Annotated in this window: 27 protein-coding genes and 3 pseudogenes; 11 read left to right on the top strand and 19 right to left on the bottom strand. The window is 67.6% G+C overall.

The genetic code is table 11. From position 1 onward, the window contains the following. The first annotated feature begins 166 nt into the window (after positions 1-166). On the top strand, positions 167-919 hold the full coding sequence (phbB, locus tag G4G31_RS12505; protein ID WP_182987988.1) for an acetoacetyl-CoA reductase: 753 nt from the start codon (positions 167-169) through the stop codon (positions 917-919). On the opposite strand, the gene G4G31_RS12510 is transcribed toward phbB, so the two are convergent. From G4G31_RS12510 to G4G31_RS12535, 6 genes are all read right to left on the bottom strand, one after another. After that, positions 916-1,278, bottom strand: coding sequence for a TraR/DksA family transcriptional regulator (locus tag G4G31_RS12510; RefSeq protein ID WP_182987989.1), 363 nt, complete (start codon positions 1,276-1,278; stop codon positions 916-918). The two genes, phbB and G4G31_RS12510, sit on opposite strands and share 4 nt — an antisense overlap. A gap of 354 nt (positions 1,279-1,632) precedes the next feature. Continuing rightward, positions 1,633-2,226 carry a hypothetical protein gene (locus G4G31_RS12515; RefSeq protein ID WP_229424924.1) on the bottom strand — a complete coding sequence of 198 codons (594 nt, stop codon included), beginning with the start codon at positions 2,224-2,226 and terminating at the stop codon, positions 1,633-1,635. A gap of 16 nt (positions 2,227-2,242) precedes the next feature. After that, positions 2,243-3,103, bottom strand: coding sequence for a hypothetical protein (locus tag G4G31_RS12520; RefSeq protein ID WP_182987990.1), 861 nt, complete (start codon positions 3,101-3,103; stop codon positions 2,243-2,245). Positions 3,104-3,252: 149 nt separating this feature from the next. Further along, positions 3,253-4,056 (bottom strand): 2-oxo-tetronate isomerase, encoded by an 804-nt coding sequence (gene otnI, locus G4G31_RS12525; RefSeq protein ID WP_182987991.1) that lies wholly within the window; start codon positions 4,054-4,056, stop codon positions 3,253-3,255. Between the two features lie 182 nt (positions 4,057-4,238). After that, positions 4,239-5,648, bottom strand: coding sequence for a DEAD/DEAH box helicase (locus tag G4G31_RS12530; protein ID WP_182987992.1), 1,410 nt, complete (start codon positions 5,646-5,648; stop codon positions 4,239-4,241). A gap of 201 nt (positions 5,649-5,849) precedes the next feature. Next, the gene (locus tag G4G31_RS12535; protein WP_182991772.1) at positions 5,850-6,629 is read right to left on the bottom strand and encodes an inositol monophosphatase family protein; all 780 of its coding nucleotides are present in this window, start codon (positions 6,627-6,629) and stop codon (positions 5,850-5,852) included. A gap of 174 nt (positions 6,630-6,803) precedes the next feature. On the opposite strand from G4G31_RS12535, the gene G4G31_RS12540 reads away from it, so the two are divergent. Beyond that, positions 6,804-7,565, top strand: a complete 762-nt coding sequence (locus tag G4G31_RS12540) for an RNA methyltransferase (RefSeq protein WP_182987993.1) — start codon at positions 6,804-6,806, stop codon at positions 7,563-7,565. Between the two features lie 15 nt (positions 7,566-7,580). Here G4G31_RS12540 and G4G31_RS12545 read toward each other — a convergent pair whose 3' ends face one another. Next, complete coding sequence (locus tag G4G31_RS12545) at positions 7,581-8,366, bottom strand: DUF2145 domain-containing protein (RefSeq protein WP_229424925.1); 786 nt, start codon at positions 8,364-8,366, stop codon at positions 7,581-7,583. A 263-nt stretch (positions 8,367-8,629) separates the two neighbouring features. Continuing rightward, complete coding sequence (locus G4G31_RS12550) at positions 8,630-8,977, bottom strand: hypothetical protein (protein ID WP_229424926.1); 348 nt, start codon at positions 8,975-8,977, stop codon at positions 8,630-8,632. Positions 8,978-9,232: 255 nt separating this feature from the next. Between G4G31_RS12550 and G4G31_RS12555 the strand changes: the two genes are divergently transcribed. The 8 genes and pseudogenes from G4G31_RS12555 to G4G31_RS12585 all read left to right on the top strand — a co-directional run bounded on the left by G4G31_RS12555 (position 9,233) and on the right by G4G31_RS12585 (position 15,107). Then, positions 9,233-9,754: a hypothetical protein gene (locus G4G31_RS12555; RefSeq protein WP_182987994.1), complete on the top strand. Its 522-nt coding sequence runs from the start codon at positions 9,233-9,235 to the stop codon at positions 9,752-9,754. A 58-nt stretch (positions 9,755-9,812) separates the two neighbouring features. Next, positions 9,813-11,462 (top strand): annotated as a pseudogene (locus tag G4G31_RS12560) (GMC family oxidoreductase N-terminal domain-containing protein). Position 11,463: 1 nt separating this feature from the next. Beyond that, a complete protein-coding gene (locus G4G31_RS25965) occupies positions 11,464-11,943 on the top strand; it encodes a hypothetical protein (protein ID WP_229424927.1) in 480 nt (159 codons plus the stop codon). Beyond that, a complete protein-coding gene (locus tag G4G31_RS25970) occupies positions 11,853-12,395 on the top strand; it encodes an alpha/beta fold hydrolase (RefSeq protein WP_229425598.1) in 543 nt (180 codons plus the stop codon). Before G4G31_RS25965 ends, G4G31_RS25970 begins: the two co-directional genes overlap by 91 nt. Before the next feature lie 44 nt (positions 12,396-12,439). After that, positions 12,440-13,135, top strand: coding sequence for a response regulator (locus G4G31_RS12570; protein WP_229424928.1), 696 nt, complete (start codon positions 12,440-12,442; stop codon positions 13,133-13,135). Between the two features lie 73 nt (positions 13,136-13,208). Then, positions 13,209-13,751: a phasin family protein gene (locus tag G4G31_RS12575; protein ID WP_182987995.1), complete on the top strand. Its 543-nt coding sequence runs from the start codon at positions 13,209-13,211 to the stop codon at positions 13,749-13,751. 78 nt (positions 13,752-13,829) lie between these two features. Next, complete coding sequence (locus G4G31_RS12580) at positions 13,830-14,522, top strand: TetR/AcrR family transcriptional regulator (RefSeq protein WP_182987996.1); 693 nt, start codon at positions 13,830-13,832, stop codon at positions 14,520-14,522. 33 nt (positions 14,523-14,555) lie between these two features. Beyond that, complete coding sequence (locus G4G31_RS12585; protein ID WP_182987997.1) at positions 14,556-15,107, top strand: TIGR00730 family Rossman fold protein; 552 nt, start codon at positions 14,556-14,558, stop codon at positions 15,105-15,107. A 654-nt stretch (positions 15,108-15,761) separates the two neighbouring features. Here G4G31_RS12585 and G4G31_RS28300 read toward each other — a convergent pair. The 7 genes and pseudogenes from G4G31_RS28300 to G4G31_RS12610 all read right to left on the bottom strand — a co-directional run bounded on the left by G4G31_RS28300 (position 15,762) and on the right by G4G31_RS12610 (position 21,025). Beyond that, entirely contained in the window at positions 15,762-16,370 is a 609-nt protein-coding gene (locus G4G31_RS28300) for an EAL domain-containing protein (protein ID WP_308621405.1), read from the bottom strand. Beyond that, the gene (locus G4G31_RS28305) at positions 16,367-17,794 is read right to left on the bottom strand and encodes a diguanylate cyclase domain-containing protein (RefSeq protein WP_308621407.1); all 1,428 of its coding nucleotides are present in this window, start codon (positions 17,792-17,794) and stop codon (positions 16,367-16,369) included. The genes G4G31_RS28300 and G4G31_RS28305 overlap by 4 nt, the downstream gene beginning before the upstream one ends. Beyond that, entirely contained in the window at positions 17,680-18,570 is an 891-nt protein-coding gene (locus G4G31_RS28310; protein ID WP_229424930.1) for a cache domain-containing protein, read from the bottom strand. Before G4G31_RS28310 ends, G4G31_RS28305 begins: the two co-directional genes overlap by 115 nt. A 10-nt stretch (positions 18,571-18,580) precedes the next feature. Then, positions 18,581-19,012: a phosphate ABC transporter substrate-binding protein gene (locus tag G4G31_RS12595; RefSeq protein WP_182987998.1), complete on the bottom strand. Its 432-nt coding sequence runs from the start codon at positions 19,010-19,012 to the stop codon at positions 18,581-18,583. A 7-nt stretch (positions 19,013-19,019) separates the two neighbouring features. Beyond that, on the bottom strand, positions 19,020-20,060 hold the full coding sequence (locus G4G31_RS12600; RefSeq protein WP_182987999.1) for a hypothetical protein: 1,041 nt from the start codon (positions 20,058-20,060) through the stop codon (positions 19,020-19,022). A 1-nt stretch (position 20,061) separates the two neighbouring features. Continuing rightward, the gene (locus G4G31_RS12605) at positions 20,062-20,283 is read right to left on the bottom strand and encodes a hypothetical protein (protein ID WP_182988000.1); all 222 of its coding nucleotides are present in this window, start codon (positions 20,281-20,283) and stop codon (positions 20,062-20,064) included. Between the two features lie 225 nt (positions 20,284-20,508). Beyond that, positions 20,509-21,025: pseudogene (locus G4G31_RS12610) on the bottom strand (YgjP-like metallopeptidase domain-containing protein). 278 nt (positions 21,026-21,303) lie between these two features. On the opposite strand from G4G31_RS12610, the gene G4G31_RS12615 reads away from it, so the two are divergent. Then, entirely contained in the window at positions 21,304-21,687 is a 384-nt protein-coding gene (locus G4G31_RS12615) for a hypothetical protein (protein ID WP_182988001.1), read from the top strand. A 253-nt stretch (positions 21,688-21,940) separates the two neighbouring features. Here G4G31_RS12615 and G4G31_RS12620 read toward each other — a convergent pair whose 3' ends face one another. From G4G31_RS12620 to G4G31_RS12635, 4 genes and pseudogenes are all read right to left on the bottom strand, one after another. Next, complete coding sequence (locus G4G31_RS12620) at positions 21,941-22,336, bottom strand: KGG domain-containing protein (RefSeq protein ID WP_202033615.1); 396 nt, start codon at positions 22,334-22,336, stop codon at positions 21,941-21,943. A gap of 112 nt (positions 22,337-22,448) precedes the next feature. Next, positions 22,449-23,120 (bottom strand): hemerythrin domain-containing protein, encoded by a 672-nt coding sequence (locus G4G31_RS12625; protein WP_229424931.1) that lies wholly within the window; start codon positions 23,118-23,120, stop codon positions 22,449-22,451. Between the two features lie 40 nt (positions 23,121-23,160). Beyond that, positions 23,161-23,394 (bottom strand): annotated as a pseudogene (locus G4G31_RS29085) (phasin family protein); the annotation flags it as partial. Between the two features lie 174 nt (positions 23,395-23,568). After that, positions 23,569-24,594, bottom strand: coding sequence for an NADP-dependent oxidoreductase (locus G4G31_RS12635; protein WP_182988002.1), 1,026 nt, complete (start codon positions 24,592-24,594; stop codon positions 23,569-23,571). Positions 24,595-24,709: the final 115 nt, after the last annotated feature.

Here is a 24,709-nt window from a genome sequence, read left to right on the forward strand (position 1 = left end):
GTATCCTCGCCGCATGCCCTGCCAACCCGTCCGGTACGGCAGGGCAGTGCTGTCGGGAGCCGACGACACAGCCGACGACGTTTGATCCACCTCAAGATTGCTCTCCTTCTCGTCCCTAGACTTGGCGCTTCCGGCCGCTTGGCCGCAACGACAAAAGGGGAACAACATGAGCAACAGCACGGGCAAGGTGGCATTGGTAACGGGCGGCATGGGTGGACTGGGCACGGCACTGTGCCGCCACCTGCACGACGCCGGCTTCACGGTCGCGCTCACCTACTCGCCGGGCAACACGACCCCCGAGGCCTGGCTGTCGGCACAGCGTGACGAGGCCTACCGTTTCCAGGCCTACCGCCTCGACGTGACCGATTTCGCCGCCTGCGAAGCCACCGTCGCAGGCATGCTGGCAGACCTCGGCCGGATCGACGTGCTGGTCAATAATGCCGGCATCACGCGCGACCGCAGCCTGCGCAAGATGGGCCTGGAGGACTGGAACGCCGTGCTGCGCACCAACCTCGACAGCGTGTTCAACATGACCCGCCAGGTGATCGAGCCGATGACGTCGCAGCGCTGGGGCCGCATCATCAATATCTCGTCCGTGAACGCGAATGCCGGCGCCTTCGGCCAGGCGAACTACGCGGCGGCGAAGGCCGGCATGCACGGCTTCACCAAGGCGCTGGCGCTGGAAACGGCGCGCCATGGCATCACGGTCAACACGGTCTCGCCGGGCTACCTGCGGACCAGAATGGTCGAGGCTGTGCCGCAAGACGTGATGATCAACAAGATCCTGCCGCAGATTCCGGCCGGCCGCCTGGGCGAGCCGGACGAGGTGGCCGCACTGGTGGCGTATCTTGCTTCGGATGCGGCCGCCTTCGTGACCGGCGCCGACTTCGCCATCAACGGCGGCCAGCACATGCGCTAACGCTTCTCCAGGCGCGTCTGGCAGGTAATGCACAGGCGCGCCTCGGGGCGTGCCTGCAGGCGCGAAAATCCGATGTCCTGGCCACATTCCTCGCACAGGCCATAGCTTCCGTCTTCGAACTTTGCCAGCGCATGGCGCAGTACGTGCAGCTGGGCTGCATGGTGTCCGGCCGCTTCCAGTGCAAGGTCGTTCAGCAGGCGCACGGTGGCCTTGTCCGCAGGCGAGGTTTCGATTTCGGAGACGGGCAGGTCGCGTTCGGCGCCGGCCAGTTGCGGCTCGGCGGCGCCCGCGAGGGCATCGAGGCGGGACGCCAGCGTGGCGCGCAAGGCTGCCAGCTGGGCTTGGTCGAGAGCGGCCATGGCGGTCTCGCGCCGGTCAGACGAAGGAGGCGCGTGCATGGCGCCGGGCGGGTTGGCCGAGCGGGGAAAAGCCGTCCATCGCATCCTCCCACATTCACTGTGTGGAACCAGTGTAGCGCGATGCGCGCGCGATGAACATGGGCGCACGGGACGGGTCGGGAGGGGTGTCGCAGCGGTGTCGCGCAAGCGGTGGCCTACGGGCCGACAAGCGTGCCGACAAGCGTGCCGACAAGCGTGCCGACAAGCGTACCGACAAGCGCGTCGGCAAGCTTGACGAATCGGTGCCCGGTCAAAGCGGAAGCGGCGGCACCTTCGTGCCGCCGCTTCGTCCACCGTGGCATACGCTGGCTGGGCTCAGGCCGGCTTGGCAGGCGGGGGCTGGTGCGATTCGAGCACCTTGATCTGGGTATGCAGGTTGTCGAGCGCCATGATGACCGGCACCGCCTGCCCGGTGGCGGCGGCCCCCGCCAGGTGCAGCAGGCCCGCCACCAGTCCGGTAACGTCGCCGATCAGCGTGATCTTGCGGATCTTCTCGGCCGCGGCCGTCGTGAGCGCGACCAGCTTCTGCTGCGGCCTGCCGAGCGACTTGACGATGTAGGTGGCGGCGTCGGCATACAGGCCGTTCGCACGCTGGCGCAACAGCAGCTCATCCTCGAGCAGGGTGCGCGCGGCGGTCTGGACACGGTAAGGCACATTGCCTTCCTCATAGGCGCGGATGTCGCGCATGATGCGTTCGTGCAACTGGTCGGCGCAGGCCGAGAGCTGGTCGGCCAGCTCGACGATCTGGGCCACGCTGGCCAGGCCGTTGTCTCCCGCCGGGGCAGGCGCCGCTCCTGTCTTCGCCGCCACCTCGCCATCGCCGGCACCGGCACCGGCACCGGCACCGGCAACCGCGCCCTTGCCTGCGTCGCCGCCCGCCATCGTCTTGTCGTTCATCTGCTCTGCCATCTTGCCTCCGAATGGTTCAATCGCCCGCCAGGCCTTCGCGGATCATGCGCAGGTCGCGCCCGTAGTTGCCGAGCATGCGGCGCACCTCGTCCTGCGACAACTTGTGCATGTTCTCGCGCAGCTTCTGGTGGCCCAGCGCCACCTTGGTCAAGCCCTGCAGCGCCAGGTCGTAGCGCCGGTCGATGAGCTTGTATTCGCTCGACTTGTTCAGGTAGTGCACCTTGGCCAGCGTCACGAGCATGCGGTCGGTGTTGCGGTTCGTGAACGGCAGTTCGACGTCGAAGATCCCGAGCACGGTCTTCTTTTCATTCTCGTTGGTCTTGTAATACAGGCGGGTGAGCGAAATCATCGCTTCGAGCAGGGTCTGGACGTCGGCGTCACCGTCGCGCACCATGGTTTCCACGCTGCGGTTCTGGTAGCCCGAGGCGATCACCCGGGTCAGCAGCCGGGTCAGGCCGGTGTAGGCGGCGATATGGCGCTGCTGCAGGCCCGACTCGGCATTGGCCTTCAGGCCATTGCCGAGGTCGTCGATGCGCGGCGTCAGGTCGTAGCGGTCGTCGCCTGCAAGGAGGCTCAGCGTCTGCATGTAGAGCACCACCGCCTTTTGCACGCTGACGAAGTCCTCGTAGACGGCGCGGCGCTTGGCATCGTTCTCGCGCGCCAGCTTGTCGACGGTCGCCGGCAGGTAGGGCTGCTCGCGCTCGTAGGTGTCGCGGTAGCGGCGCGACAGCTCGGCATAGCCGCCCAGCTTGGCCGAGGCGTCGGCGAACTCGCGCACTTCCTGCAGGCTGACGGGGCCGTTGGCGGTGCCGCAGCCGCCCAGCAGCAGGCTGATGCCGAGAAGGCTGGAAGCAAGGGCAGGGCGAAATGAAGTCATCGGGTCCTCTCGACGGCAATAATGCCGGACGGAAAGGCCCATTCTGGCAAACGCGACCTGCCCAGACTTTGGTTTAGATCAAGTCACAAGGGATGAGTGCGTCGATGCGGCTATCTGCGCACGCCCCGTGCACAGGATGCGGTCGCTGTTCAGCTCTTTTGTCGCGGCGACGCCGCACCCGCCAGTGCCGTGCGCCATGCCAGGCCTTCGAGCGTGCCGGCCTGCGGCGTGTATTCGCAGCCGATCCAGCCGCCGTAGCCGAGCTCGTCCAGCAGGCGGAACAGGTAGGGAAAGTGGATCTCGCCCGTGCCCGGCTCATGGCGGCCCGGCACGTCGGCCAGCTGGATGTGGCGGATCAGGGGCAGCAGGCTGCGGATGCTGTTGCCCAGGTCGCCTTCCATGCGCTGCATGTGATAGATGTCGAACTGCAGGAACAGGTTGTCGACCGCGCATTCTTCGATGATGGCTTGCGCCTGGCGCGACCTGGTGAGGAAATAGCCCGGCATGTCGCGGTCGTTGATCGGCTCGATCAGCAGGTCGATGCCGCGTGGCGCCAGCTCGGCGGCGGCAAACTTCAGGTTGGCGACAAAGGTGGCGTGCGCGCGCTCGGGCGCGACGTTCGGCGGCAGCTTGCCGGCCATGCAATGGAGGCGCTTGACGCCCAGCTCCTCGGCATAGTCGATGGCGAGCTCGACGCTGTCCTGGAATTCCTGCACGCGGCGCGGGTCGCAGGCCATGCCTCGCTCGCCCGCCGCCCAGTCGCCGGCGGGGAAATTGTGCAGTACGAGTTCCAGCTTGTAACGGGCCAGCCGTCCGGCGATCGATTCCGGTTCGCAGGCATAGGGAAACAGGAATTCGACCGCGTCGAAGCCCGCCTCGCGTGCCGCGGCGAAGCGGTCGAGGAGGCTGAGCTCGTTGAACAGCGTGCTCAGGTTGGCGGCGAATTTCGGCATCGGGTGGCTCGAATGTTGTCAGCCCACTATCGTAGCACCTGGGCGGGGAATGCGCCGGGCAGGGCAATCGTGCGCGCGCGTGTTGGCAGGGTGGGCGGCCCCGCCCACCCTACGAAAAGCCAAAAAAAACAGCCCGGCGAACCGGGCTGTTTTTGCTTTTCCTCTCCGCTCAAGCGAAGCGCTTAGCGGTCGCGGCCACCTGCAGGACGCGGGCCGCGGCCGGCGCTGTTGCCGCCACCACCAACCGAACGGCCACCGCCGTTGCCGCCATTCGGACGGCCGCCGTTGCCGGCAGGACGCGAACCGGCTGGCGCCGCGGCGCTGCGTGGCTGGCCCTGGCCGCTACGGCCACCGCCACCGCCACCGCCGGGACGGCCGCCGCGATTGCCGTGGCCAGGCGCGCCGCTGCGCAGCTGGATCGGCTGGGCCTTGGCGTTCATGTCCGGCTCGAAGCCCGGGATCACGTGACGCGGCAGCGTCTGCTTGATCAGCTTTTCGATGTCTTTCAGCATCTGGTGCTCGTCGACGCAGACCAGCGACACCGCTTCGCCGGTGGCGCCGGCACGGCCGGTACGGCCGATCCGGTGCACATAGTCTTCCGGCACGTTCGGCAGGTCATAGTTGACCACGTGCGGCAACTGGTCGATGTCGATACCGCGCGCGGCGATATCGGTGGCAACGAGGACCTGCAGGCTGCCGTCCTTGAACTCGGCCAGCGCCTTGGTACGCGCCGTCTGGCTCTTGTTGCCATGGATCGCCATCGCGCCGATGCCGTCCTTGCCCAGTTGCTCGACGAGTTTGTTGGCGCCGTGCTTGGTGCGGGTAAACACCAGCACCTGGTGCCAGTCGTTTTCCTTGATCAGGTGCGACAGCATCGGGTGCTTCTTGTCGCGGTCGACCGGGTGGATCTTTTGCGAGATCACTTCCACCGTCGAATTGCGGCGCGCCACTTCGATCGAGGCCGGGTTGTTCAGCAGCTTGTCGGCCAGGGCCTTGATGTCGTCCGAGAAGGTGGCCGAGAACAGCAGGTTCTGGCGCTTCGGCGGCAGCAGGGCCAGCACTTTCTTGATGTCGTGGATGAAGCCCATGTCGAGCATGCGGTCGGCTTCGTCCAGGATCAGGATCTCGACCTTCGAGAGGTCGACCGTGCGCTGGCCGGCGTGGTCGAGCAGGCGGCCTGGCGTGGCGACGAGGACGTCGACGCCGTGCTTCAACAGCTTGATCTGCGGGTTGATGCCGACGCCGCCAAAGATCACGGCGGAATTCAGGTTCGTGTACTTGCCGTACAGGCGCACGCTTTCCTCGACCTGGGCGGCCAGTTCGCGGGTAGGCGTCAGCACCAGGGCGCGGATCGCGCGCGGGGCGGTCTTGCTCTTGAGCGCGGCGCCAACCGCGTCGGTCGACAGGCGCTGGAGGATCGGCAGGGTGAAGCCGGCGGTCTTGCCGGTGCCGGTCTGGGCGCCGGCCAGCAGGTCGCCGCCGCCGAGGACGGCGGGAATGGCCTGCGCTTGAATCGGGGTCGGCGTGGTATAGCCCTGTTCAGTGACTGCGCGAACGATGGCGTCGGACAAGCCGAGGGTAGCAAATGACATTAGGTCTCTTCTGGTAAGTTGTTCCGCCGCGGCGCAAGCGGCGCCAGGATCGGAGAGGGTGACGAAGGACACTCCCGGGTCACCGTACAGGCGCGCCGAAAAAGTGCCGGGTCATTATAGTGGGTTTGTTGCGCGGTGGAAATGCTTTGATGAGGATGCCGACGATTGCACTGCGCGAAAATCGTCGGCCGGAGCGCTATTTTACGCGAAAGGAACCATCAGCGGGATCATCTGTGCAAATACCTTCGGGCCGGCGGCGATGATGTCGCCCTTGTTGATGTATTCCGACTCGCCGTTGAACTCGCCAACGATGCCGCCCGCTTCCGTCACCAGCAGCGAACCTGCGGCGATATCCCAGATTTTCAAGCCCTTCTCGAAAAATGCGTCGACGCGGCCGGCAGCCACGTTGGCCAGTTCCAGCGCGGCCGAACCGCTGCTGCGCACGCCGTGGCAGCGCGAGGCGACGACTTCGTACATGCGCAGGTATTCGGCCAGCGCGCGCGGATCCGGGCCGTGGCCGGCGGCGATCAGCGCCTTGCCGATGCGGTCGTGGTTGCGCACGCGGATGCGCTTGTCGTTGAGGTAGGCGCCGGCGCCCTTGCTGGCGGTGAACAGGTCATTGCGCACCGGGTCGTAGACGACGGCCTGCGTGATCACACCGCGCTGCTGCAGCGCGATCGAGATGCAGAAGTTCGGGTAGCCGTGCATGAAATTGGTGGTGCCGTCGATCGGATCGATGATCCAGACGTATTCGCTGTCGTCGTTCAGGTTGCGCGACGGGCCGGACTCTTCGCCGAGGATGGCGTGGTCGGGATAGGCCTTGAGCAGGGTTTCGACGATCGCCTGTTCGGAGGCCTGGTCGATGTCGGTGACGAAATCGTTGTGTTGTTTTTCAGAGACTGTAATACGGTCGAGGTCGAAAGACGCGCGGTTGATGACGGTGGCGGCGCGGCGAGCGGCCTTGATGGCCGTATTGAGCATTGGATGCATATTGTTTTCCCTGAAAAAAACGCTGACGCCCACGGGCGAAGAGCGCGCCGCGGACAGTCGGAGACGAGAGTGAATTAAAGAGCAAAGCGGCGCCGAACCCGTTAAAATCCCGGCCTTCTCTGCCAGAATGTCAACGTTCGTCGCCGCGCGATGGCGCTATTTTAAATGAACCAGCCCGATTCCGACACGTCTCTTTTTACCCGCCTGCCGAATCGGCTCAGATTCGTGCTCGTCGAAACCAGCCGCGCCGGCAACGTCGGCTCGGTCGCGCGTGCCATGAATACAATGGGTTTTTCCGAGCTGGTGCTGGTGGCACCGCGCTGCGCCGACCCGTTGCGCGACCCGGAAGCGATCGCCTTTGCCAGCGGGGCGATTGACGTGCTGGAGGGCGCACGCATCGTCGGCAGCATCGCCGAAGCCCCGGAGGGCAGCAATTTCGCCGCCGCCGTCTCGGCGCGCCTGCGCGAATTCTCGCCGCCGGTCTGGACCCCGCGCCAGTTCGCCGGCCACGCGGCGGCCCAGGGCGAACTGCGTCCGGCCCTCATCCTCGGTAACGAGCGCGTCGGCCTGCCAAATGAGATCGTCGAGAAGTGCAATGTCCTGATCAATATTCCGGCGAACCCGGCGTATTCCTCGCTGAATTTGTCGCAGGCGGCCCAGGTGCTGGCCTACGAATGCCGCATGGCGGCCATCGGCGACAGCTTGCCGGAAACCCCCATCGGCTTCCAGGGCGACGCCGCCAGTGTGACGCAAATCGAGGGCATGTACGCCCACCTGGAAGAAGCCCTGGTATCGATCGGCTTTCTCAACGCGGACAATCCGAAAAAGCTCATGCCGCGCCTGAAGCGCCTGTTTTCGCGTACCCAGCTGGAAACGGAAGAAGTCAATATCCTGCGCGGGATTGCCAGGCAAATCCTCAAGCGTTAAGTCTTGGGCTGAGGCTCAGGACCCGAAGGCAATCACTTCGTCGCCCGGCCCCGGCTTGCACTCGGCCCCTAGCGGCTCCCACCCCCGGTGCACCACGATGCGTTCCTTGTCGTGGCATAGCTCGACGCGCTGGGCGTTCGGGGCCTGCTGGCGCACGAAGGCTTCGATCGACGCCGGCACGCTCACCTGCAGGGCAAGCGCATGGATGTCGTCGATCGGATGGTCGTTCACATGCACCAGCGGCACGAACTGGCCGGCGAACATCATCGCATGCGAAGGAACCTTCACGGGACCGGCCTGGTAGCGGCGTTCGCGCAGCCATTCCTGGGCGCGGCTGCGCGCATCAAGCCCGCCCGCCAGGCCACCCCAGGCGCTGGCGAGGAGCTCGGCCACCCACTGGTTGCAGTTCTGGTAGCGCGTGCTGAAGGCATGGGCGTTCGCGCTGTACTGGCCGGCCAGCAGCGACAGCGCCAGCGGCTTGTCGAGTGCCGCCGCGGCCACGCTCGCGCCCCCTCCGCACCGGGCAGGAAGACCAGCGACATGTGGCCGCGCGCCGGCGCTTCCGCCCCGAGCGCGAAGCCGGCGATGCCCTGGTCGAACAGGCGCGGGCGCGATTCGTCGCAGGCGTAATACAGCTGGCGCACGGCCCGGGGGGCTGGCCGGGTTGTCCTTCAGTGCGATGGCGGCGTGCGAGTACAGCAGGCCGAAGCGGGACAGGTCGAGCCCCGCGCGCGACACCAGCGCCGCCTGCCCGCCAGAACGTTCCAGCTCGCGCCTGACGACGCCGGCAAAGCGCAGCACGCGGTCCTGGTCGGCTGCGGTGATCTCGGCCGAGCGCGCAAAAGGTGGGAATGCCGGCCCAGGCGCTGCCGCCGGCGAAGAACGCGCAGGCCGCGAGCAAGCCGCGCAGGCTTGTCCCCAAGCGCCGGCGCATGCCCGGCCGTTCACCCATCAGATGGCGACTTTGTGCGAAGCGAGGTCGCGGTACCAGCCATCCTGCAGGGCCGGGAAGAAGGACTGGCGGGTGTCGGCATGGGCGAACTCGTAGCCGTAGTCGCGTTCGTTCACTGGATGAGCTCGTCCTTGCGCACGGCGCGCTGGGCCAGGGCACGGTCCGGCACGTCGAGCGTGAATGCGCGTGCACCGTTTGCTGCGCGCAAGGTCAGGCGCGTGGTCTCGCGCTTGCCCGGGGCCTGGGCGATGTCGATCACGCGGTACTCGCCGGCGGCCACTTTCTTGTCGTCGCCCGAGCTGTCGCTGGAGGCGCCGATCGAGTCCGAGATGCTGCCCGACGAGGCGGCGCCGGCGCTGGAGGCGGACGAGGCAGCCGAGCTGCCGGCCTGGGCGGGAAGGGCGCAAGCGGCGGCGGCCAGGGCGAGGCACACGGCGCGGAACAGGGAAGAGATGGTCATGGGAGGCTTTCGTAGTCGAGCAAATGGCGCTATGGTACAAGCCCGGCGCCAGCCTGAGAAGGGCAGGCGCAACGGTGCGCGGCGAATCGCGGCCCTTGTGGCCCGATGCAAACATCCTGTGCCCTGGAAGCCCCACCGGCAGACGATGTTTGCACGCCAGCACCTGGGGCCGCATTTTCGACGACATCCTCTATTCCTGGCGGCGGCAACGGGCGTCCTTTGTCGTACACTGGGAAAAACAACAGGGATAACCAGATGGAGACAAAGCGCAGATCCTTTCTCAAGGCGGGCGTACTCGGTGCGCTCGCGCTGGCCGCCGGTGGCGGCATCTACCGCATGGCCAATCCGCCGGCGCCAGGCCGCTTCGTGCTCGACGGCGAGGCGCGCAGCGCGCTGGGGGCGATCGTGCCGGCCTTGCTGGCCGGCGCCTTGCCAGCCGCGCCAGCCGAGCGCAAGGCCGCGATCGACACGACGGTCCAGGGCGTGCATACCGCCATTTCGAACCTGCCCCCGGGCGTGCAAAAGGAAGTGCAGGACCTGTTCGGCCTGCTCGCGCTGGCACCGGCGCGGCGGCTTCTGACAGGTGTCTCGGGCGGGTGGGCGAATGCCGGCGAAGCCGAGGTCACGGCTTTTCTCCGGGACTGGCGCATGCACCGCTTCGCGCTGCTGCGTACGGCCTACGGCGCGCTGCACGACCTCGCGCTCGGCGCCTGGTATGCGCAGCCGGCCCATTGGGAAGCGATCGGCTATCCCGGGCCGATGAAGGAGTTGTCGTGAGTACGGCAGCGCCAACGATGCAAGCCCCCATCCCACGCATCGCTTCGAGAACCACACCATGAGCGACAAGAACATTCCCCTGACACCGGCTGAAAGCATCGTCCCCGACCCGATCCGCGCGGGCCTCGCGCGCGGCTGGAAAGTCGTCGATGCCGCCGCGCTCGATGCCGACCGTACCCTCGAGGCCGACGTCGTCATCGTCGGCAGCGGTGCCGGCGGCGGCGTGACGGCCGAGATCCTGGCAACGAGCGGCCTCTCGGTCATCATCGTCGAGGAAGGCGCGCTGCGCTCCTCGAAAGACTTCAAGATGCGCGAGGCCGATGCCTATCCCGGCCTGTACCAGGAGTCGGCCGCGCGCCAGACCCTGGACAAGGGCATCAAGATCCTGCAGGGCCGCACCGTCGGCGGTTCCACCACCGTCAACTGGACCTCGAGCTTTCGCACGCCCGCGCCGACCCTCGACTTCTGGCGCAGCCATTTTGGTCTCGCCGGTTACGACAGCGAGAGCCTGGCGCCCTGGTTCGCGCGCATGGAAGCGCGCCTGCACATCGGCGACTGGCAGGGCGCGCCGAACGCCAACAACGACCTGCTCAAGCGCGGCGCCGACAAGCTGGGCATCGCCTCCGGCTTCATCCGCCGCAACGTCAACGGCTGCTGGAACCTCGGCTATTGCGGCATGGGCTGCCCGACCAACGCCAAGCAGTCGATGCTGGTGACGACCATCCCCGCCGCGCTCGACCACGGCGCCACGCTCGTCACGCGCGCCCGCGCCGAACGCTTCGCGCTGCGCGGCGACCGTGTCGAGGAACTCGTCTGCACCGCCCTCCAGGCCGACGGCGTCGCGCCCAGCGGCCGCAGCCTGCGCCTGCGCGCGAAGCACTTCGTCGTGGCCGGGGCGCCATCAATTCGCCGGCACTGCTGCTGCGTTCGAACGCGCCGGACCCGAACAAGCTGTTAGGGAAGCGCACCTTCCTGCACCCGACCCTGATCTCGGCCGCGATCTTCCCCGAGCGCGTGGAAGCCTGGAACCGGCGCGCCGCAGACGGTGTATTCCGACCACTTCCTGCACACGGGGGCCATCGACGGCCCGATCGGCTACAAGCTCGAGGCGCCGCCGCTGCATCCGGTGCTGCTGTCGACCACGCTCAACGGTTTCGGCCGGGGCCACGCGGAATTGATGCGCCAGTTCCCGCACCTGCAAGGCATGCTGGCGCTGCTGCGCGACGGTTTTCATGAAGCGTCGCCCGGCGGCAGCGTCGGTCTGAAGGACGGCGCGGCGGTGCTCGACTATCCGCTCAACGACTTTCTCTGGGACGGCGCGCGCCGCGCGCTGCTGACCATGGCCGAGATCCAGTTCGCGGCCGGCGCCAGCGCGGTGCAGCCGGCGCACGAGACGGCGCGCCGCTACACCTCGTGGAACGAGGCGAAACGCGAGATCGCCGCGCTGCCGCAGCAGCTGCACATGACGCGCGTGGCCTCGGCCCACGTGATGGGCGGCTGCACCATGGCCGGCGACGAGCGCCGCGGCGTGGTGGCCCCCGACGGCCGCTACCGGGGCCTTGCCAACCTGTCGGTGCACGACGGCTCGCTGTTCCCGACCTCGATCGGCGCCAATCCGCAGCTGTCGATCTACGGCATCACGGCACGCCTGGCGAGCGGGCTGGCGGCTAGCCTCACCGGCAAACCGGCGCCGACGGTGGCGGCTTGACGTGAAGAGCGCGCGCCGCATCCTGCGCACCGTGCTGCTGGTGCAAGCGGCGGCGGCGCTGGCGATCGCGTGCGCCGCCATGGCCTGGGGCGGCGCCGGCTTCCTGCGCGCGCTGGCGCTGGGCGCAGCTTGCGTGGCGCTGGTGCGCCTGGCCATCAACATGAACAACTTCGTGGTCAGCAGCCTGTACGCCAGCCCGACGCCGCCGGAATACCGCCTGCGCGGCACCGCGCGCCTGCGCCTGCTGTGGGAGGAATTCCGATCGAGCATGCTGCACACGTCCGGCACATGCCGCGCGCGGCTGCCTGCCGGCACGTTTATCCGGACGCGAAAGGAGCACCGGTGCTGCTCGTGCACGGCTATGGCTGCAACGGCGGCTACTGGGCCTACCTGCGCCCGCGCCTGGAACGCGCGCGCATCAGCCATGCGACGGTCGACCTGGAGCCCGTTGCCGCCCCGATCGACAGCTACGTGCCCCTGATCGAGCAGGCGGTGGAGGAACTGCGCGCCGCCACGGGTTCGCAGCAGGTGGCGCTGGTGGCGCACAGCATGGGCGGGCTGGTGGTGCGCGCCTGGATGCGCCGCCACGGCAGCGAGCGGGTAGCGCGCGTGATCACCCTCGGCACCCCGCACCACGGCACCGGCATGGCCAATTTCGGACTCGGCGCCAATGCCGTCCAGATGCGCTGGCGCGGCGGCGGGCCGAGCGCCTGGCTGCGCGCGCTGGCCGCCAGCGAGGACGGCGCACGGCGCGCGCTCGTCACCTCCATCTTCAGCCACCACGACAACATCATCGCGCCGCAGACCTCGAGCCTGCTGCCGGGCGCGCGCAACCTGGCGTTCGGCGGCATCGGCCACGTGGCGCTCGGCTGCAATGCGCGCGTGCTCGACGCTGTCATGGCGGAACTCGGCGCGCTCGCGTTCGCGGCCTGATCCACGATGTGCTAGATTCGGGCCGGACGCAATCCGGAGGCCCCGTGGCACGCATACTCATCATCGACGACGACTTCGCGACCGCCGCGACGGCAGCCGCGCTGCTGCGCGCACGCGGCCACGTCATGATCGGCGCCGAAGGGGAGGCGTCAAGCTGCGACCTGGTGCTGTGCGGCGCGCGCCACCCGCATGCCTTCGCACTGGCAGGGCACAAGGCAGGGACCGTGCTGCTGGCCATGAGCGCGCCCGGCGACGAGGCGCTGCGCGACCGGCTGCTGGCGGCCGGCTACAACGGCTACATCGGCTTGCCGATCGAGGCCGACAGCCTCGTCGACGAGGTCGAGGCCTTCCTGCCGCCGCCGGCGCTGCTGCTGGTCGACGACGACCCCTTCATGCTCGGCGTGCTGGCCGACCAGGTGGAGGGGCAGGGCTGGCGCGTGCTCCGTGCGGCATCAGGCGAGGAGGCGCTGGCGCTGCTCGAGCGCGAGGCGGTGGCGGTCGTGCTGAGCGACCACTGGATGCCCGGCATGCGCGGCGCCGCGCTGCTGGCCGAGGTGCGCAGGCGCCGCCCAAGCGTCTTTCGCATGCTGCTGTCCGGCCAGAGCGCGGACGAGGCGATTGCGCGGGCTCTCGCTTGCGGCGACGCCGAACGCTTCCACCAGAAACCCTGGCAGGGCGCGGCCTTGCTCGATGCGCTGCACGAGGCCTTTCGCCTGCAGCGCGGGCGCGGCCCCGTTTAGAATGCGCGTTCTATCGGGCGCGCCTACAATGGCGTTCGAGCGCATGAGGTCAGGCGCGCAGCATGGGGGCAGAATGAGCAAGAACATCAAGGAACTCGAGCAGGAAGAAGAAGCGCTGGCGCGCGCGGTGCGCAGCTCGGCCCAGCAGATCTGGCAGGCCGGCCTGGGCGCGTTCGCCAAGGCGCAGGCCGAAGGCGGCCGCGAATTCACGCGCCTGGTACGCGACGGCAGCGAGCTGCAGAAGCGCGCTCGCCAGGTCGAGGATGCCACCGACACGGTCGCGCGCAAGGCCGAACGCGCAAGCCGGCGCACCTCGAGCTCCTGGGGCAAGCTGGAGCAGGTGTTCGAGGAACGGGTGGCGCGCGCGCTGGCCACCATCGGCGTGCCGGCGCGGGGCGAAGTCGAAGCGCTGGCGCAGCGGGTCGATGCGCTCGAACGGACGCTGGCCGAGCTGGCGGCCGAACGGCGACAGGTGCCGGCCGTGAAGCCAGCTGCGAAAACAGCCGCAAAGGCCGCGACAAAGGCAGCCGCGAAGCCAGCAGCAAAGTCCGCGGCAAGGCCGGCAGCGAAAAGAACCGCCGCGGCACGCGCCGCCGGGTCGAAGACCCGGGCATGACGCCGCGCCGGTCCACGGCTGTCGTCGGCACCGGGTTCAGTGATATGCTTGCGGATGACGCCAACAATGCCGCCTTCCATGCTACAGAAAGCCCCGCGCCGCACCCGTGAACGCATCCTCGAGCTCTCGCTCAGGCTGTTCAACGAGTTCGGCGAGCCGAACATCACGACGACCGTCATTGCCGAGGAGATGAACATCTCGCCCGGCAACCTGTACTACCACTTCCGCAACAAGGACGACATCGTCAATTCGATCTTCGTGCAGTTCGAAGCCGAGATCGGGCGCATCCTCACGGTGCCGGCCGGCCGGCGCTCGAACATGGAAGACGTCTGGCTCTACCTGCACCTGATGTTCGAGCTGATCTGGCGCTACCGCTTCTTCTACCGCGACCTCAACGACCTGCTCTCGCGCAACCGCAAGCTCGAACTGCACTTCAAGGCCATCCTGGCGCACAAGATCAAGGTCGCGCGCCAGCTCTGCGAAGACCTGCGCAGCGAGGGTTCGCTGCAGGCGAGCGACCAGCAGATCGGGGCAATGGCCACCAACATGGTGGTCGTGGCGACCTACTGGCTGTCCTACGAATACGTGCGCAATCCGCGCAAGTACAGCGAGCAGCAGGCCATTGCCGACGCGCTCGCGCGCGGCTGCTACCAGGTGCTGTCGATGCTCGGGCCCTACCTGCGCGGCGATACCAGCCTGCTGTTTGAAAAGCTCTCTGAAGAGTACTTGAAAAAGCTGCCTGACGAGGGTCGGGATCCGGGCGCCGCATAGGATCCGCCGGGTTCTCACATCTTTGGAAAGTCCATGAAATCAATCGCTGTCTACTGCGGCGCCTCGAACGGCGCCAGGCCCCTGTATGCCGACGCGGCCCGCCAATTGGCGCGCGCGCTGGTCGACCATAACATCGCTCTCGTCTACGGCGGCGGCAAGGTCGGGCTGATGGGCGTGATCGCCGACGAAGTACTGCGCCTGGGCGGGGAGGCGACCGGGGTGATTCCCCGCGCGCTGGTCGAGCGCGAAGTCGGCCATGCCGGGCTGACGCGCCTGTTCGTGGTGAAGGACATGCACGAGCGCAAGGCCATGATGGCCGAGCTGTCGGAAGGCTTCATCGCCATGCCGGGCGGGATGGGAACGCTGGAAGAGCTGTTCGAGATGATCACCTGGGCCCAGCTGGGCATCCATGCCAAGCCGATTGGCCTCTTCAACGTGGACGGCTTCTACGACGGCCTGATGGCTTTTGTCGCGCACCAGGTGCAGGAAGAATTCGTGCGCCCGGCGCACGCGGCGCTGCTGCACATCGATGCCGATGCCGAGGCCCTCGTGCACAAGCTGCGCGCGCCGTCCGTCGCCGGCTAGCCGGGCCGCGGTATCGCCACGCGGTGCCGGGCAGTCCGTGTTCCGGCACGGCGCCGTTTTCTTGTCAGCGCCGTGCCAGGCAAGGGCATCATGACGCGCGTGTGCAACCAGCCATGCGACCACGATGAAGCCCCTTCTCCTTGCCTGCCTCGGCTTTCACCTGCTGCTCTCCGGCTGCGCCGTCCCGGCGGAGCGGCGGGGCGCCTTCGGCTTCCTGCAGGAAGAAGCTTATCGGCGCACCAGATCCCATGTCGACCCCAGCTCGATCGGGAGCGAGCATGAACGCCTCGTGGTGAAGGACGCCATCACGCCGATCGCGCGTTTTCTGGTGGGGATGGCCTTCGTGAAGCTGCCGCCGGCCATCGAGAGCGGCCTCATGACCGCGCACGGCCGCGCGGTGCTGCGGCGCGCGCCGGCGGACAACGCCTACAACCGCTATTCGGTAACCCATGTCGGCAACTGGCGGGTGTGCGGCGGCGATGCGCTGTCGTTCACGGCGGTCTTCCGGGATCTGCTGCGCAAGCATGCGTGGAAAGAAGAATACCGTTTCGTGAAAACCGGGGAAGCTGGCGCTTCGATGGCCACGAGGCGCTCGCCTGCGCGCAAGGCGGATGAAGCCGGGGAAGGGCACGATCGCGCGCTTCCCCGGCGGTCTTACATGGCCTCGGTCGCGGCCCTGGCCGCTGCCGGCGCGGTGCCGGCAGCGTCGATGAGCGCTGCCGCCTCGACGCTGGCGCCGGCGGGCGCCGGGATGCAGGGGCAGCCGACCGGCATGGACACGTGCGCTTCGAGCATGTCGGCGATTTCGCCGGCCGGCACCGGGCGGCTGAACAGGTAGCCCTGCATCTCATCGCACTCGTTCTCGCGCAGGAAGGCGCACTGCTGCTCGGTCTCGACGCCTTCGGCGATCACGCGCAGGTTCAGCTTGTGGCCGAGCGAGATCACCGCCATCGCAATGGCCTGGTCGTCCGCATTGTCGGCCAGTTCGCTGACAAAACTCTTGTCGATCTTCAGGCGGCTGATCGGGAAGGTCTTCAGCGACGACAGGCTCGAGTAACCGGTGCCGAAGTCGTCGATCGACAGCGACACGCCCATCGCCTTCAGTTCGCGCATGCGTTCGACCGACTTGGGCATGTCGCGCATGATCAGGCTTTCCGTCACTTCCAGTTCCAGCAGGGCGGGCGCCAGGCGGCTGTCGTCGAGCGCCGCGGCGACCCGTTCGACCAGGCGCGCTTCCTCGAACTGGCGCGGCGAGACGTTCACCGAGACGGTGAGCGGCGGCAGGCCGGCATCGATCCATTCCGGGCCTGGCGGCAGGCTTCGCGCACCACCCAGTCGCCGATCTCGACGATCAGGCCGCTTTCCTCGGCCAGGCCGATGAAGCGCTGCGGCGGCACCATGCCGTGTTCCGGGTGCTGCCAGCGAATCAGGGCCTCGACGCCGAAGATGCGGCCGCTCTTGAGGTCCACCTTCGGCTGGTACAGCAGGCGGAATTCGCTGCGCCCAAGCCGGCTGTCGAGCGTGCCCGCGACCGCGTTGCGCAAGCCGTCGAGCATCACCAGCTTCTCTTCCACGCTGGCGTTCATTTCGCGTGCGTAGAACTGGAAGTTGTTGCTGCCCAGGTCCTTGGCGCGGTACATCGCGGCGTCGGCGTTCATCAGGAGCGCGCTGGCGTCGAAGCCGTCGCGCGGGTACATCACCACGCCCATGCTGCAGCTGACCTGCACCGACTGCCCCGACACCTGGATCGGTTCGGTGACGGCCACGCGGATCTTCTCCAGCAGCGGCGCCAGCACCATCGGATCGATGCCCTGGTCGGGCAGCAGGATCACGAATTCGTCGCCGCCGAAGCGCGCCAGCGTGTCGTTGCGGCGCAGGCAGGCGCCCATGCGCTTGCTGACCACCTTCAGCAGTTCGTCGCCCGCCTTGTGCCCCAGGCCGTCGTTGACGAGCTTGAAGCCGTCGAGGTCGACGAAGGCGATCGCCACGCCGGTACCCTGGCGCTCGGCGGTGCGGATCGCCTGGTCGATGCGGTCGTGCATCAGGTTACGGTTCGGCAGTCCCGTCAGTTCGTCGTGGTGGGCCATGTGGAAGATGCGTTCCTCCACCAGCTTGCGCTCGGTGATGTCGCGCACGATCGCCACCACGCCGTCCTCGACGGCGACGACCTGGCGGTGCAGCCAGCGTCCGTGCGCATGGCGGTGTTCGGCCAGCCATTCGCCTTCGCGCGGCTCGCCGTCGAGGGCCACCGACACCATATCGTCGAAGATGCCGTTGCTGCGGTAATACGGGAGCAGGTCGCACAGGCGCATGCCGCGCAGTTCGTCGCGGCTCACGCCGAACATCTCCTCGGCGCGGCTGTTGGTGTCCTCGACTTCGAAGTCGTGGATCACGCCACCGGGACCGCGCAGGGCGCGCAGCACGCAAAAGGCGTCGAGGCTGCCTTCGGATGCGGCGGCATAGGTTTCGCGGGCGCGGCGGGCACGGCGGCGGACGCGTGCCAGCTGCCACGACCATACCGACACCACGCCGACCACCAGGCCGAGCAGGGCGGTGGCGGCGGTGGCGGCCATCATCCAGGCACGGCGCGCTTTCTCGAAGGACGCCATCTGCTCGTCGCGGCCGAGGCCAATGACGATCGCCAGCGGGAAGCCGTGGAGGCGCTGCACCGTGGTGTAGCGCGCCACGCCGTCCGGTGCGCCGGAGTGCAGGGTGATGGTGCCGCCGGCGGCGTTGCCCAGTTCGATGCGCTGGCCCCGGTGACGTTCTCGCCGATGCGCATCGCGCGCATCAGGCCATCGGTGCCGGCCAGGCCGAGCAGGCCCTGCTCGCCGTCGCGCGAAGGCTCGTAGGCGCTGGTGAAGTAGGCCGGATCGGCCTCGACGATGGCGATGCCGTCGAACTTGCCGTCGGCGTCGTTGATGCGGCGCGAAAAAGTGCAGGTGCGGCTCGCGCTTGGCGGCGTCGCCCACGGTCGCGCCGACGAACACTTCGCCGTCGTCGTTATCGCGGTGGTAGAGGAAATAGGGGGCGCTCGAGACGTCGAGCGGCGCGGATTCGGGATTGCTGGCGACGACGCGGCCGCCGCGGTCCGACACCGCCACCACGAACACCAGTCCCGGCGGCAGCAGGCCCTGCTCGCGCAGCGCCGGCAAGGCGCCTTGCGCGCCCCTTTGAGTTCGACGGCGTACTTGAGCACCTTGAGGGTCTGGTCGATGCCGTTCAGGCTGCGCGCCATCTGGGCTTCATAGGTGTCGAGGCGTTCGCGGGTGGCCGTCTGCGCCGCGTTGATGGCGCCAGCGCGTTCGGACTCGATGAAGCGCAGCGTCAGCACCCACATCGCCAGCACCAGCAGCAGGGCGAACAGCGGCAGCGAGATGTGCGTCTCCAGGCCGCGGCCGAGCCAGCGGGACAACTGGGTACGGCGCGCCGTGCGGCGCGCCGGGATGGTGGATCGCTTCATGCGCGCGCTCTCAATGCACCAGCAGTACCGGGCGCACGCTCGAATCGAGCGCTTCGCGATCGATATAGCCGATCAGCGCGGGATCGTCGGCGACGGCGCGGCGCACGGCGAGGCTGTCGCGCAGTTCGCGCGGCGGCTGGCCACGGCCGGTGAACACCATCTTCGACCAGTAAGCCTTGAGCAGGGCAGGGGTCTTGCCGGCCACGTTCTGGTAGAAGTGGTCGCGTTCGGGCGAACCGATCGGCTGGTCGAGCGCGGTGGCGACGGTGCCGTCGGGGAAGCGTGCGGCCTGGCCGAGGAAAATGGCCGATACCTGGTCCGGGCGCAATGCGGCGATCGGGCTGCGTGCGGAAACGACGACGACCAGTTCGCCGGCATGGGCAAGTACAGGAAGCAGGAGCAGCGCGCCGGCGGCGAGCAGGCGTGAAATGTAGTTAGCCATGGCGCCCTCAGAACACGAAGTCCAGCGCCAGGCTGGTGACCTGCGCCGTCTGTCCGGAACGGAACTCCGGCTGCAGGTTGTTCATGGTGCCGCGGCTGCCGCTGCGGGGCGTGACACGGTCGTACTGCAGCTTGAGCGCGACGTTCGATGCGAAATCCCAGCGCAGGCCGGTGGTTATCGAGCTCTGCGAGGCAATCGCGTTGAGCATGGTGTCGAGGTAGCTGTTGCCGAGCGCACCGTAGGCGGCGTAGGCCGGCGGCAGGCCGGTCAGGTCCAGCATGGTCGGGCCCGCCGGACGCTTGCCCCAGACGCGCGAAAAGCCCAGGTAAGGGGTGAAGTCGCCATGGCGGACACCGCCGCTGACGTACATCGACTTCATGCGGCCAGGGAAGGCATCCACCTTGGTGTAGCCGGCTTCGCTCATCAGGAACCACTTGCCCGGGTCGTAGCTCAGGCCCACGCTTGCTGCCGTGGCACGCTTGTGCTGCGCTTCCAGGCTCTCCGCGATCTCGGCGCCCTGGGGGCCGAAGGTGCGGACCGCGTCGAACAGTTCCGGGAACAGCGTCATCGTCAGGCGCGCATTCAGGATCGACGCGCGCGCGGTGAACGCGCCGCTTTCGATCGTGTGCGACAGGCCGCTGATGCCGGTGGCGCGCAGGCGCCCGCCGTCGTACAGCGGCATGTCGGTATGGCCCCAGAAGGCCTGGGTGTTGCTGCGCACCGATTCGCCGTTCCAGTGCCAGGTGATATCGACGCCGTCGCTGTTGGTGAACGGCAGGCCGGCATAGACTTCGACCGGGGTGCGCACCCATGGATAAGCGTAGCCGACCTTGCGGTATTCGGCGGCGATGAACATCGGCAGTGCGATGCGGCCCAGGCGCACGGCCAGTTCCGGCGTCGCCTGGTATTTGATGTTGGCCCATTCCAGGCGTGGCTTGTAGGACGCATCCATGCGCTGGTCGGTGACGACCTGCACCACCGCGGACCAGCGCGGGTCGAGCGTCAGGTCGAGCTGGCCGCCCAGCTTGCTGTCGACGTGCGGGCTCACGCTACGGGTGCCGCCGGCGCCGTGACCCTTCAGGAACCGAGGCAACGAAGTCGGCGTTCTTCTCGGTCGAATGGACGGCACCGATCGTGCCGAAGCCGGACAGTTTCCGGGACGGGGAGGCGGTGGTGTCGGCCGCATGGGCAGCGCCGGTCAGCAGCAGCGCCAGCAGGCTGGCGCATGCGGCGCCGGGAAGGGCGCCGCCAGTCGTTTGAAGCGGGTACATGGTCATGCTTTCATCAAGAATTCGCGGCTGCGCGGGGTTGTTTCCCCGGGGCCGGGCGGGGACAGCCTGGCAACAGGCGGCCGCTGCCAGCCAGGCGGCCGGCAGCGTTCAGTGTCCAGCCCTCCGACTTTAGCGAACGGATGGGTGAAAGTCGATAAATTTACCTGTCAAACCCGTCAATTCGATACCAAACTGTTGTTGTGAGGCAACGACAATTGCTGACTGCTAAGTGGCGCTCCACAGGCGTTCGCCGCCGTGGTCCAGGTGCGTGAGATAGAGGCGCAGGTCGAGTTCGAACTGGTGGTAGTCCGGCTCCATCCAGCAGCACAGCTTGTAGAAGGCCTTGTCGTGCTGCTTTTCCTTCAGGTGCGCCAGCTCGTGGACGGCGATCATGCGCAGGAAGGGGAGCGGAGCGTCGCGGAAGACGCTGGCGATGCGGATCTCGTGCTTGGCCTTGAGCTTGCCGCCCTGGACACGCGAAATCGCCGTATGCAGGCCCAGCGCGTGCTGCACCACATGGATCTTGGTGTCGTAGGCGACCTTGGCGACTGGTTCCGCATTGCGCAGGTAGTCGTCCTTCAGTTCCTGTACGTAGTCATACAGGGCCCGGTCGGTGCGCAGGCCGTGGGCGCGCGGATAACGGCGCGCGCAGGAGCGCGCCGAGGCGGCCTTCGGCGAGTAGGCCGGCCGCCTGCTGGCGCAGGGGTTCTGGATAGGCGGTGAGGTAGGGAAGCGCTTGCATAGGCGCGGCAATGTATCACAGCCGCAGCGCTTGCGCGACGGCCCGCTTGCCGCCATGGCGCCGACCCTGCCTGCTGCTGTTGGCGCTTCCGCAAGGCCGGCAGCCTTGCCTGGCGCAAGGCATGGCAGCCCGAGCCGGGGACGGATACCGGCAACGGGGCGGCGCCTTTTCCTTGCTCGCTTCGCAACAAAGCCCTTACACTGGGCGGTCGAACGTCTGCCGCCCCGGCCGGGAAGGGCGTTCATATTGCCCTGTCTTTTTCTGCAGCGAGAAGCCGCTTGACGATCGAATACCGAACCCAGCCCTTGGCGCCTGCGCTGCTTCTCGAGGAGCTGGCGTTCTATGGCGAGGTGCTTGCCCGTCGGGGCATCGTCACGACGACCGCCATGTTCGGGTGGGACAGCTGTCTCGACATCGACGACATGTGGCAGGACATGCTGGTGCCGACACGGGACCTCGTCGACTGGTTGCTGGCCGCGCAGCAGGCCGGAACGGTGATGGTCGGCAGGTCGGACGTGATCGTCTCGGCCGGAGACTGCACCTTCACCCTGTGCCACGAAAGCGATGTGCACATTGCCGCCGCAGCTGACGCGGCAGAGGAATTCTGGGTGCGCTGGACGGAGGAGGGCTATGCGCCGTATGCCGTTCCGCCGCTTCGGTAAGCTAACCGGGCGACTGCGGTTCGGCTGGGCAGTGCGGGTGGCGCACCGGCTGCCGTCCGGATTGGCACCTGCCGCGCTGGTCGTGGTGCGCCGTCCCATGTGTCGTGCCGATGAAGGCCACGCGTCTCGCATGCACTGTAAGGGACGGATGCAAGACGGTCGCTACTCGCCGCCGGGCATCGGCCGGGCCCGAAATGGCGCGCCCCCATGCGGGATGCGAGACGCGCCAGGGGCGGGCTGTGCAGCCAGCCCTTTACTCCTCCTTGGCCGACTGGCGGTTGCCCCCTTTGCTGCCGCCGTTGCTCGAGCCAGCCGACCCGGCCGAACCACCTGCCGCGCTTGCCGTACGGCTGGCCGACTGCCGGCTCTCGCCACCCTTGCGGCCGATGTCGGCCATGTGGGCACGGTTGCGGCTCACGGCTTCCCCGCCTTTCTGGCCGGCGCGGCGCGCTTCCTCGGAATCGAATTCGTGCGCCGTGCCTTTCTGGTGGGCTGCCTGCCCGCCCTTGCTGGCAATTTCACGCTGCTGGTTCTGGTCCATCGCCGCAAAGCCCCGTTTGGCGGGGCCGCTGCCGCTGCCGCCACCACTTTTTTGCGCGCTGCCGCCGGAACTGCCAGCGCTCTTGCCGTTCTCCTTGCTTGTCGCCATGTCGCTCTCCTGGTTGCCCTGCAGGTGAAGGGAAATGAGCACCGCATTGATGCGCTCGTGCGGTTAGAGACACCACCTGTTCGATAGTTCCGCCTGTTTTGCCGACTCGTCCTCAATCGGGGGCGCGCCGCGCGATGCGCATGCCCTCGCGCGGCGCCATCGCGTCGATCACGCCGCCGGCCGGGTCGATGTCTTCCTCGAGCTGGCGGCGCCGCTCGGCGAGCTTGTGGCCGAGCCGGTCCAGGTCCAGCCCTGCCGCGCGCGCGGCCTCGAACATCTCGCCTTCCTCCCTGGCGACGTGGTGTTCGACTTCCTCGGCCAGTACGGCGACGGTGGCCTCGAAGTGTTCGTCGCCGGGATACATGACCTCGAGCTGGGCGACCAGTTCGCGTACGCCCGCATGCTCGATGTCGGCTTCGTCGACCATCTCGTCGTCGCCGCTCGCCGCACGCAGCGCCGGGTAGAAAATCTCTTCCTCGAGCAGGCCGTGCGTGATCAGCTCGGCGCAGAGCTCGTCGATCAGGCCGGCCTTGCGTTCGTCTTCGTCGTCCATGCCGCGCAGGCGCGCGAAGGCGCCGAACAGCTGGCGGATGCGCTCGTGGTCGGCGCGCAGCAGCGTCAGCGCGTCGGCCGGCCCGTCCGGGCGGGGTGTGCCGGGGTTGCCATGGGACCTCCTTGGTAGGTTGAAAGCTAGGTGGGATTCGTGGCGGTGCCGGCCGTGGCGCGGGCTGCCTGCCAGCCGCCGTCGCTGGCTTCGCGCGCAGGGCCGCGCCGCCCGAGGCAAGCAGGTTCATCAGCTCGGTCTGCCAGTGGCGCCAGTGCTCCAGCGCCGGCTGCGCTTCACGCACCGACACGCCCGTCATCTGGAACGGGTCGCTGCAGGCGCCGAGCTGGCGGCCCAGGTGGATGGCGTCATCAAGCAGCTGGCGCGTGGTGCGCAGGTTCAGGGCGCCGAGCTGGCCGAGCGTCTCGACCGCATGGCGCGTGAGCTGGGTGAGGAACTGCACTTGCGCGTCGAGCTGCGCGTGCAGGGCGGGAGGAGTGGGGAAGGCTTGCATGGATGTCCTTGACGTGAACGAGGGGAGCTCGTCCGCAGGGACCGGCCATGGACGAACGAGCGTCGGTATAGACGCCGTTCGTGCGATGGAGTTCAAGGAGATTGCGCGCGCCTGCGTTTCGGTCAAGCGGGCGTCACATCAGGCCATGCCGCGTGGCGGCATGGCATACCGGCCTCAGGCGTCGGCAACTTTCAGGACCAGCTTGCCGAGGTTCTCGCCCCTGAACAGCATCAGCAGGGTTTGCGGGAACGTCTCGAAGCCTTCGACGATGTGTTCGCGGCTCTTGAAGCTGCCTTCCTGCATCCAGCGCGCGATGGCGGCCACGCCTTCCGGATAGCGGGCAGCGTAGTCGGTCACCAGCATGCCTTCCATGCGTGCGCGGTTCACCAGCAGCGACAGGTAGTTGGCCGGGCCCTTCACGGCACTCGTCGCGTTGTACTGGGAGATGGCGCCGCAGATCACGATGCGGGCTTTCATGTTGATGCGGGTGAGCACGGTGTCGAGGATGTCGCCGCCGACATTGTCGAAGTAGACGTCCACGCCCTGCGGGCAATGCTGCTTCAGGCCGCCGTGCACGTCGCCGGCCTTGTAGTCGATGCAGGCATCGAAACCGAGTTCCTCCACCACGAAGCGGCATTTGTCCGCGCCACCGGCGATGCCGACCACGCGGCAGCCCAGGTGCTTTGCCACCTGGCCGACGGTCATGCCGACCGCGCCGGCCGCGCCCGACACCACCACCGTGTCGCCGGCCTTGGGCTGGCCGACCTCGATCAGGCCAAAGTAGGCCGTCATGCCCGGCATGCCGAGGGCATTGAGCCAGGTCGGCAGGGGCGCCAGCGCCGGATCGACCTTCACCGGGGCGGTGGCCTTGTCGTCGGCAGGACCGGTCCAGAAGCGCTGCACGCCCATCACGCCCATCACGTGGTCGCCGACGGCGAAGCGCGGCGAGCTCGATTCGACGACGACGCCGACGCCGCCGGCGCGCATCACCTCGCCGATGGCGACCGGGCGCACATAGGATTTGCCTTCGTTCATCCAGCCGCGCATGGCCGGGTCGAGCGACAGGTAGAGCAGCTTGACGCGCACTTCGCCGGGCTGCAGATCGGCCAGGGCCGGTGCGGCGCGGCTCCAGTCGCTGTCCTTGGGCATGCCGACCGGGCGGGCGGCAAGCAGGAATTGGTCGTTGGCGGCTTGCGTCATGGGTGTCTCCTTCAGGGATGGTGGAAACGGTGACTATACCGAAAAAATACGGTCGTGCGTTTTTGGTGCCCGATTTTTTGTGGCTGTTTTTGCATGGCTGTTTTTACAAGGCATG

It is taken from the genome of Massilia sp. Se16.2.3, from assembly GCF_014171595.1.
Taxonomy (GTDB): domain Bacteria; phylum Pseudomonadota; class Gammaproteobacteria; order Burkholderiales; family Burkholderiaceae_D; genus Telluria.

Bases quoted from the DNA above. Each gene is read 5' to 3' on its own strand.
- G4G31_RS12520 (WP_182987990.1), bottom strand. From the start codon at position 3,103: ATGACTTCATTTCGCCCTGCCCTTGCTTCCAGCCTTCTCGGCATCAGC.
- G4G31_RS12550 (WP_229424926.1), bottom strand. From the start codon at position 8,977: ATGACCATCTCTTCCCTGTTCCGCGCCGTGTGCCTCGCCCTGGCCGCC.
- G4G31_RS12595 (WP_182987998.1), bottom strand. From the start codon at position 19,012: ATGGCTAACTACATTTCACGCCTGCTCGCCGCCGGCGCGCTGCTCCTG.
- G4G31_RS12535 (WP_182991772.1), bottom strand. From the start codon at position 6,629: ATGCTCAATACGGCCATCAAGGCCGCTCGCCGCGCCGCCACCGTCATC.
- G4G31_RS12605 (WP_182988000.1), bottom strand. From the start codon at position 20,283: ATGTACCCGCTTCAAACGACTGGCGGCGCCCTTCCCGGCGCCGCATGC.
- G4G31_RS12620 (WP_202033615.1), bottom strand. From the start codon at position 22,336: ATGGCGACAAGCAAGGAGAACGGCAAGAGCGCTGGCAGTTCCGGCGGC.
- G4G31_RS12515 (WP_229424924.1), bottom strand. From the start codon at position 2,226: ATGGCAGAGCAGATGAACGACAAGACGATGGCGGGCGGCGACGCAGGC.
- G4G31_RS12635 (WP_182988002.1), bottom strand. From the start codon at position 24,594: ATGACGCAAGCCGCCAACGACCAATTCCTGCTTGCCGCCCGCCCGGTC.
- G4G31_RS28310 (WP_229424930.1), bottom strand. From the start codon at position 18,570: ATGAAGCGATCCACCATCCCGGCGCGCCGCACGGCGCGCCGTACCCAG.
- phbB (WP_182987988.1), top strand. From the start codon at position 167: ATGAGCAACAGCACGGGCAAGGTGGCATTGGTAACGGGCGGCATGGGT.
- G4G31_RS12575 (WP_182987995.1), top strand. From the start codon at position 13,209: ATGAGCAAGAACATCAAGGAACTCGAGCAGGAAGAAGAAGCGCTGGCG.
- G4G31_RS12530 (WP_182987992.1), bottom strand. From the start codon at position 5,648: ATGTCATTTGCTACCCTCGGCTTGTCCGACGCCATCGTTCGCGCAGTC.
- G4G31_RS12580 (WP_182987996.1), top strand. From the start codon at position 13,830: ATGCTACAGAAAGCCCCGCGCCGCACCCGTGAACGCATCCTCGAGCTC.
- G4G31_RS12510 (WP_182987989.1), bottom strand. From the start codon at position 1,278: ATGGCCGCTCTCGACCAAGCCCAGCTGGCAGCCTTGCGCGCCACGCTG.
- G4G31_RS12555 (WP_182987994.1), top strand. From the start codon at position 9,233: ATGGAGACAAAGCGCAGATCCTTTCTCAAGGCGGGCGTACTCGGTGCG.
- otnI (WP_182987991.1), bottom strand. From the start codon at position 4,056: ATGCCGAAATTCGCCGCCAACCTGAGCACGCTGTTCAACGAGCTCAGC.
- G4G31_RS12540 (WP_182987993.1), top strand. From the start codon at position 6,804: ATGAACCAGCCCGATTCCGACACGTCTCTTTTTACCCGCCTGCCGAAT.
- G4G31_RS12585 (WP_182987997.1), top strand. From the start codon at position 14,556: ATGAAATCAATCGCTGTCTACTGCGGCGCCTCGAACGGCGCCAGGCCC.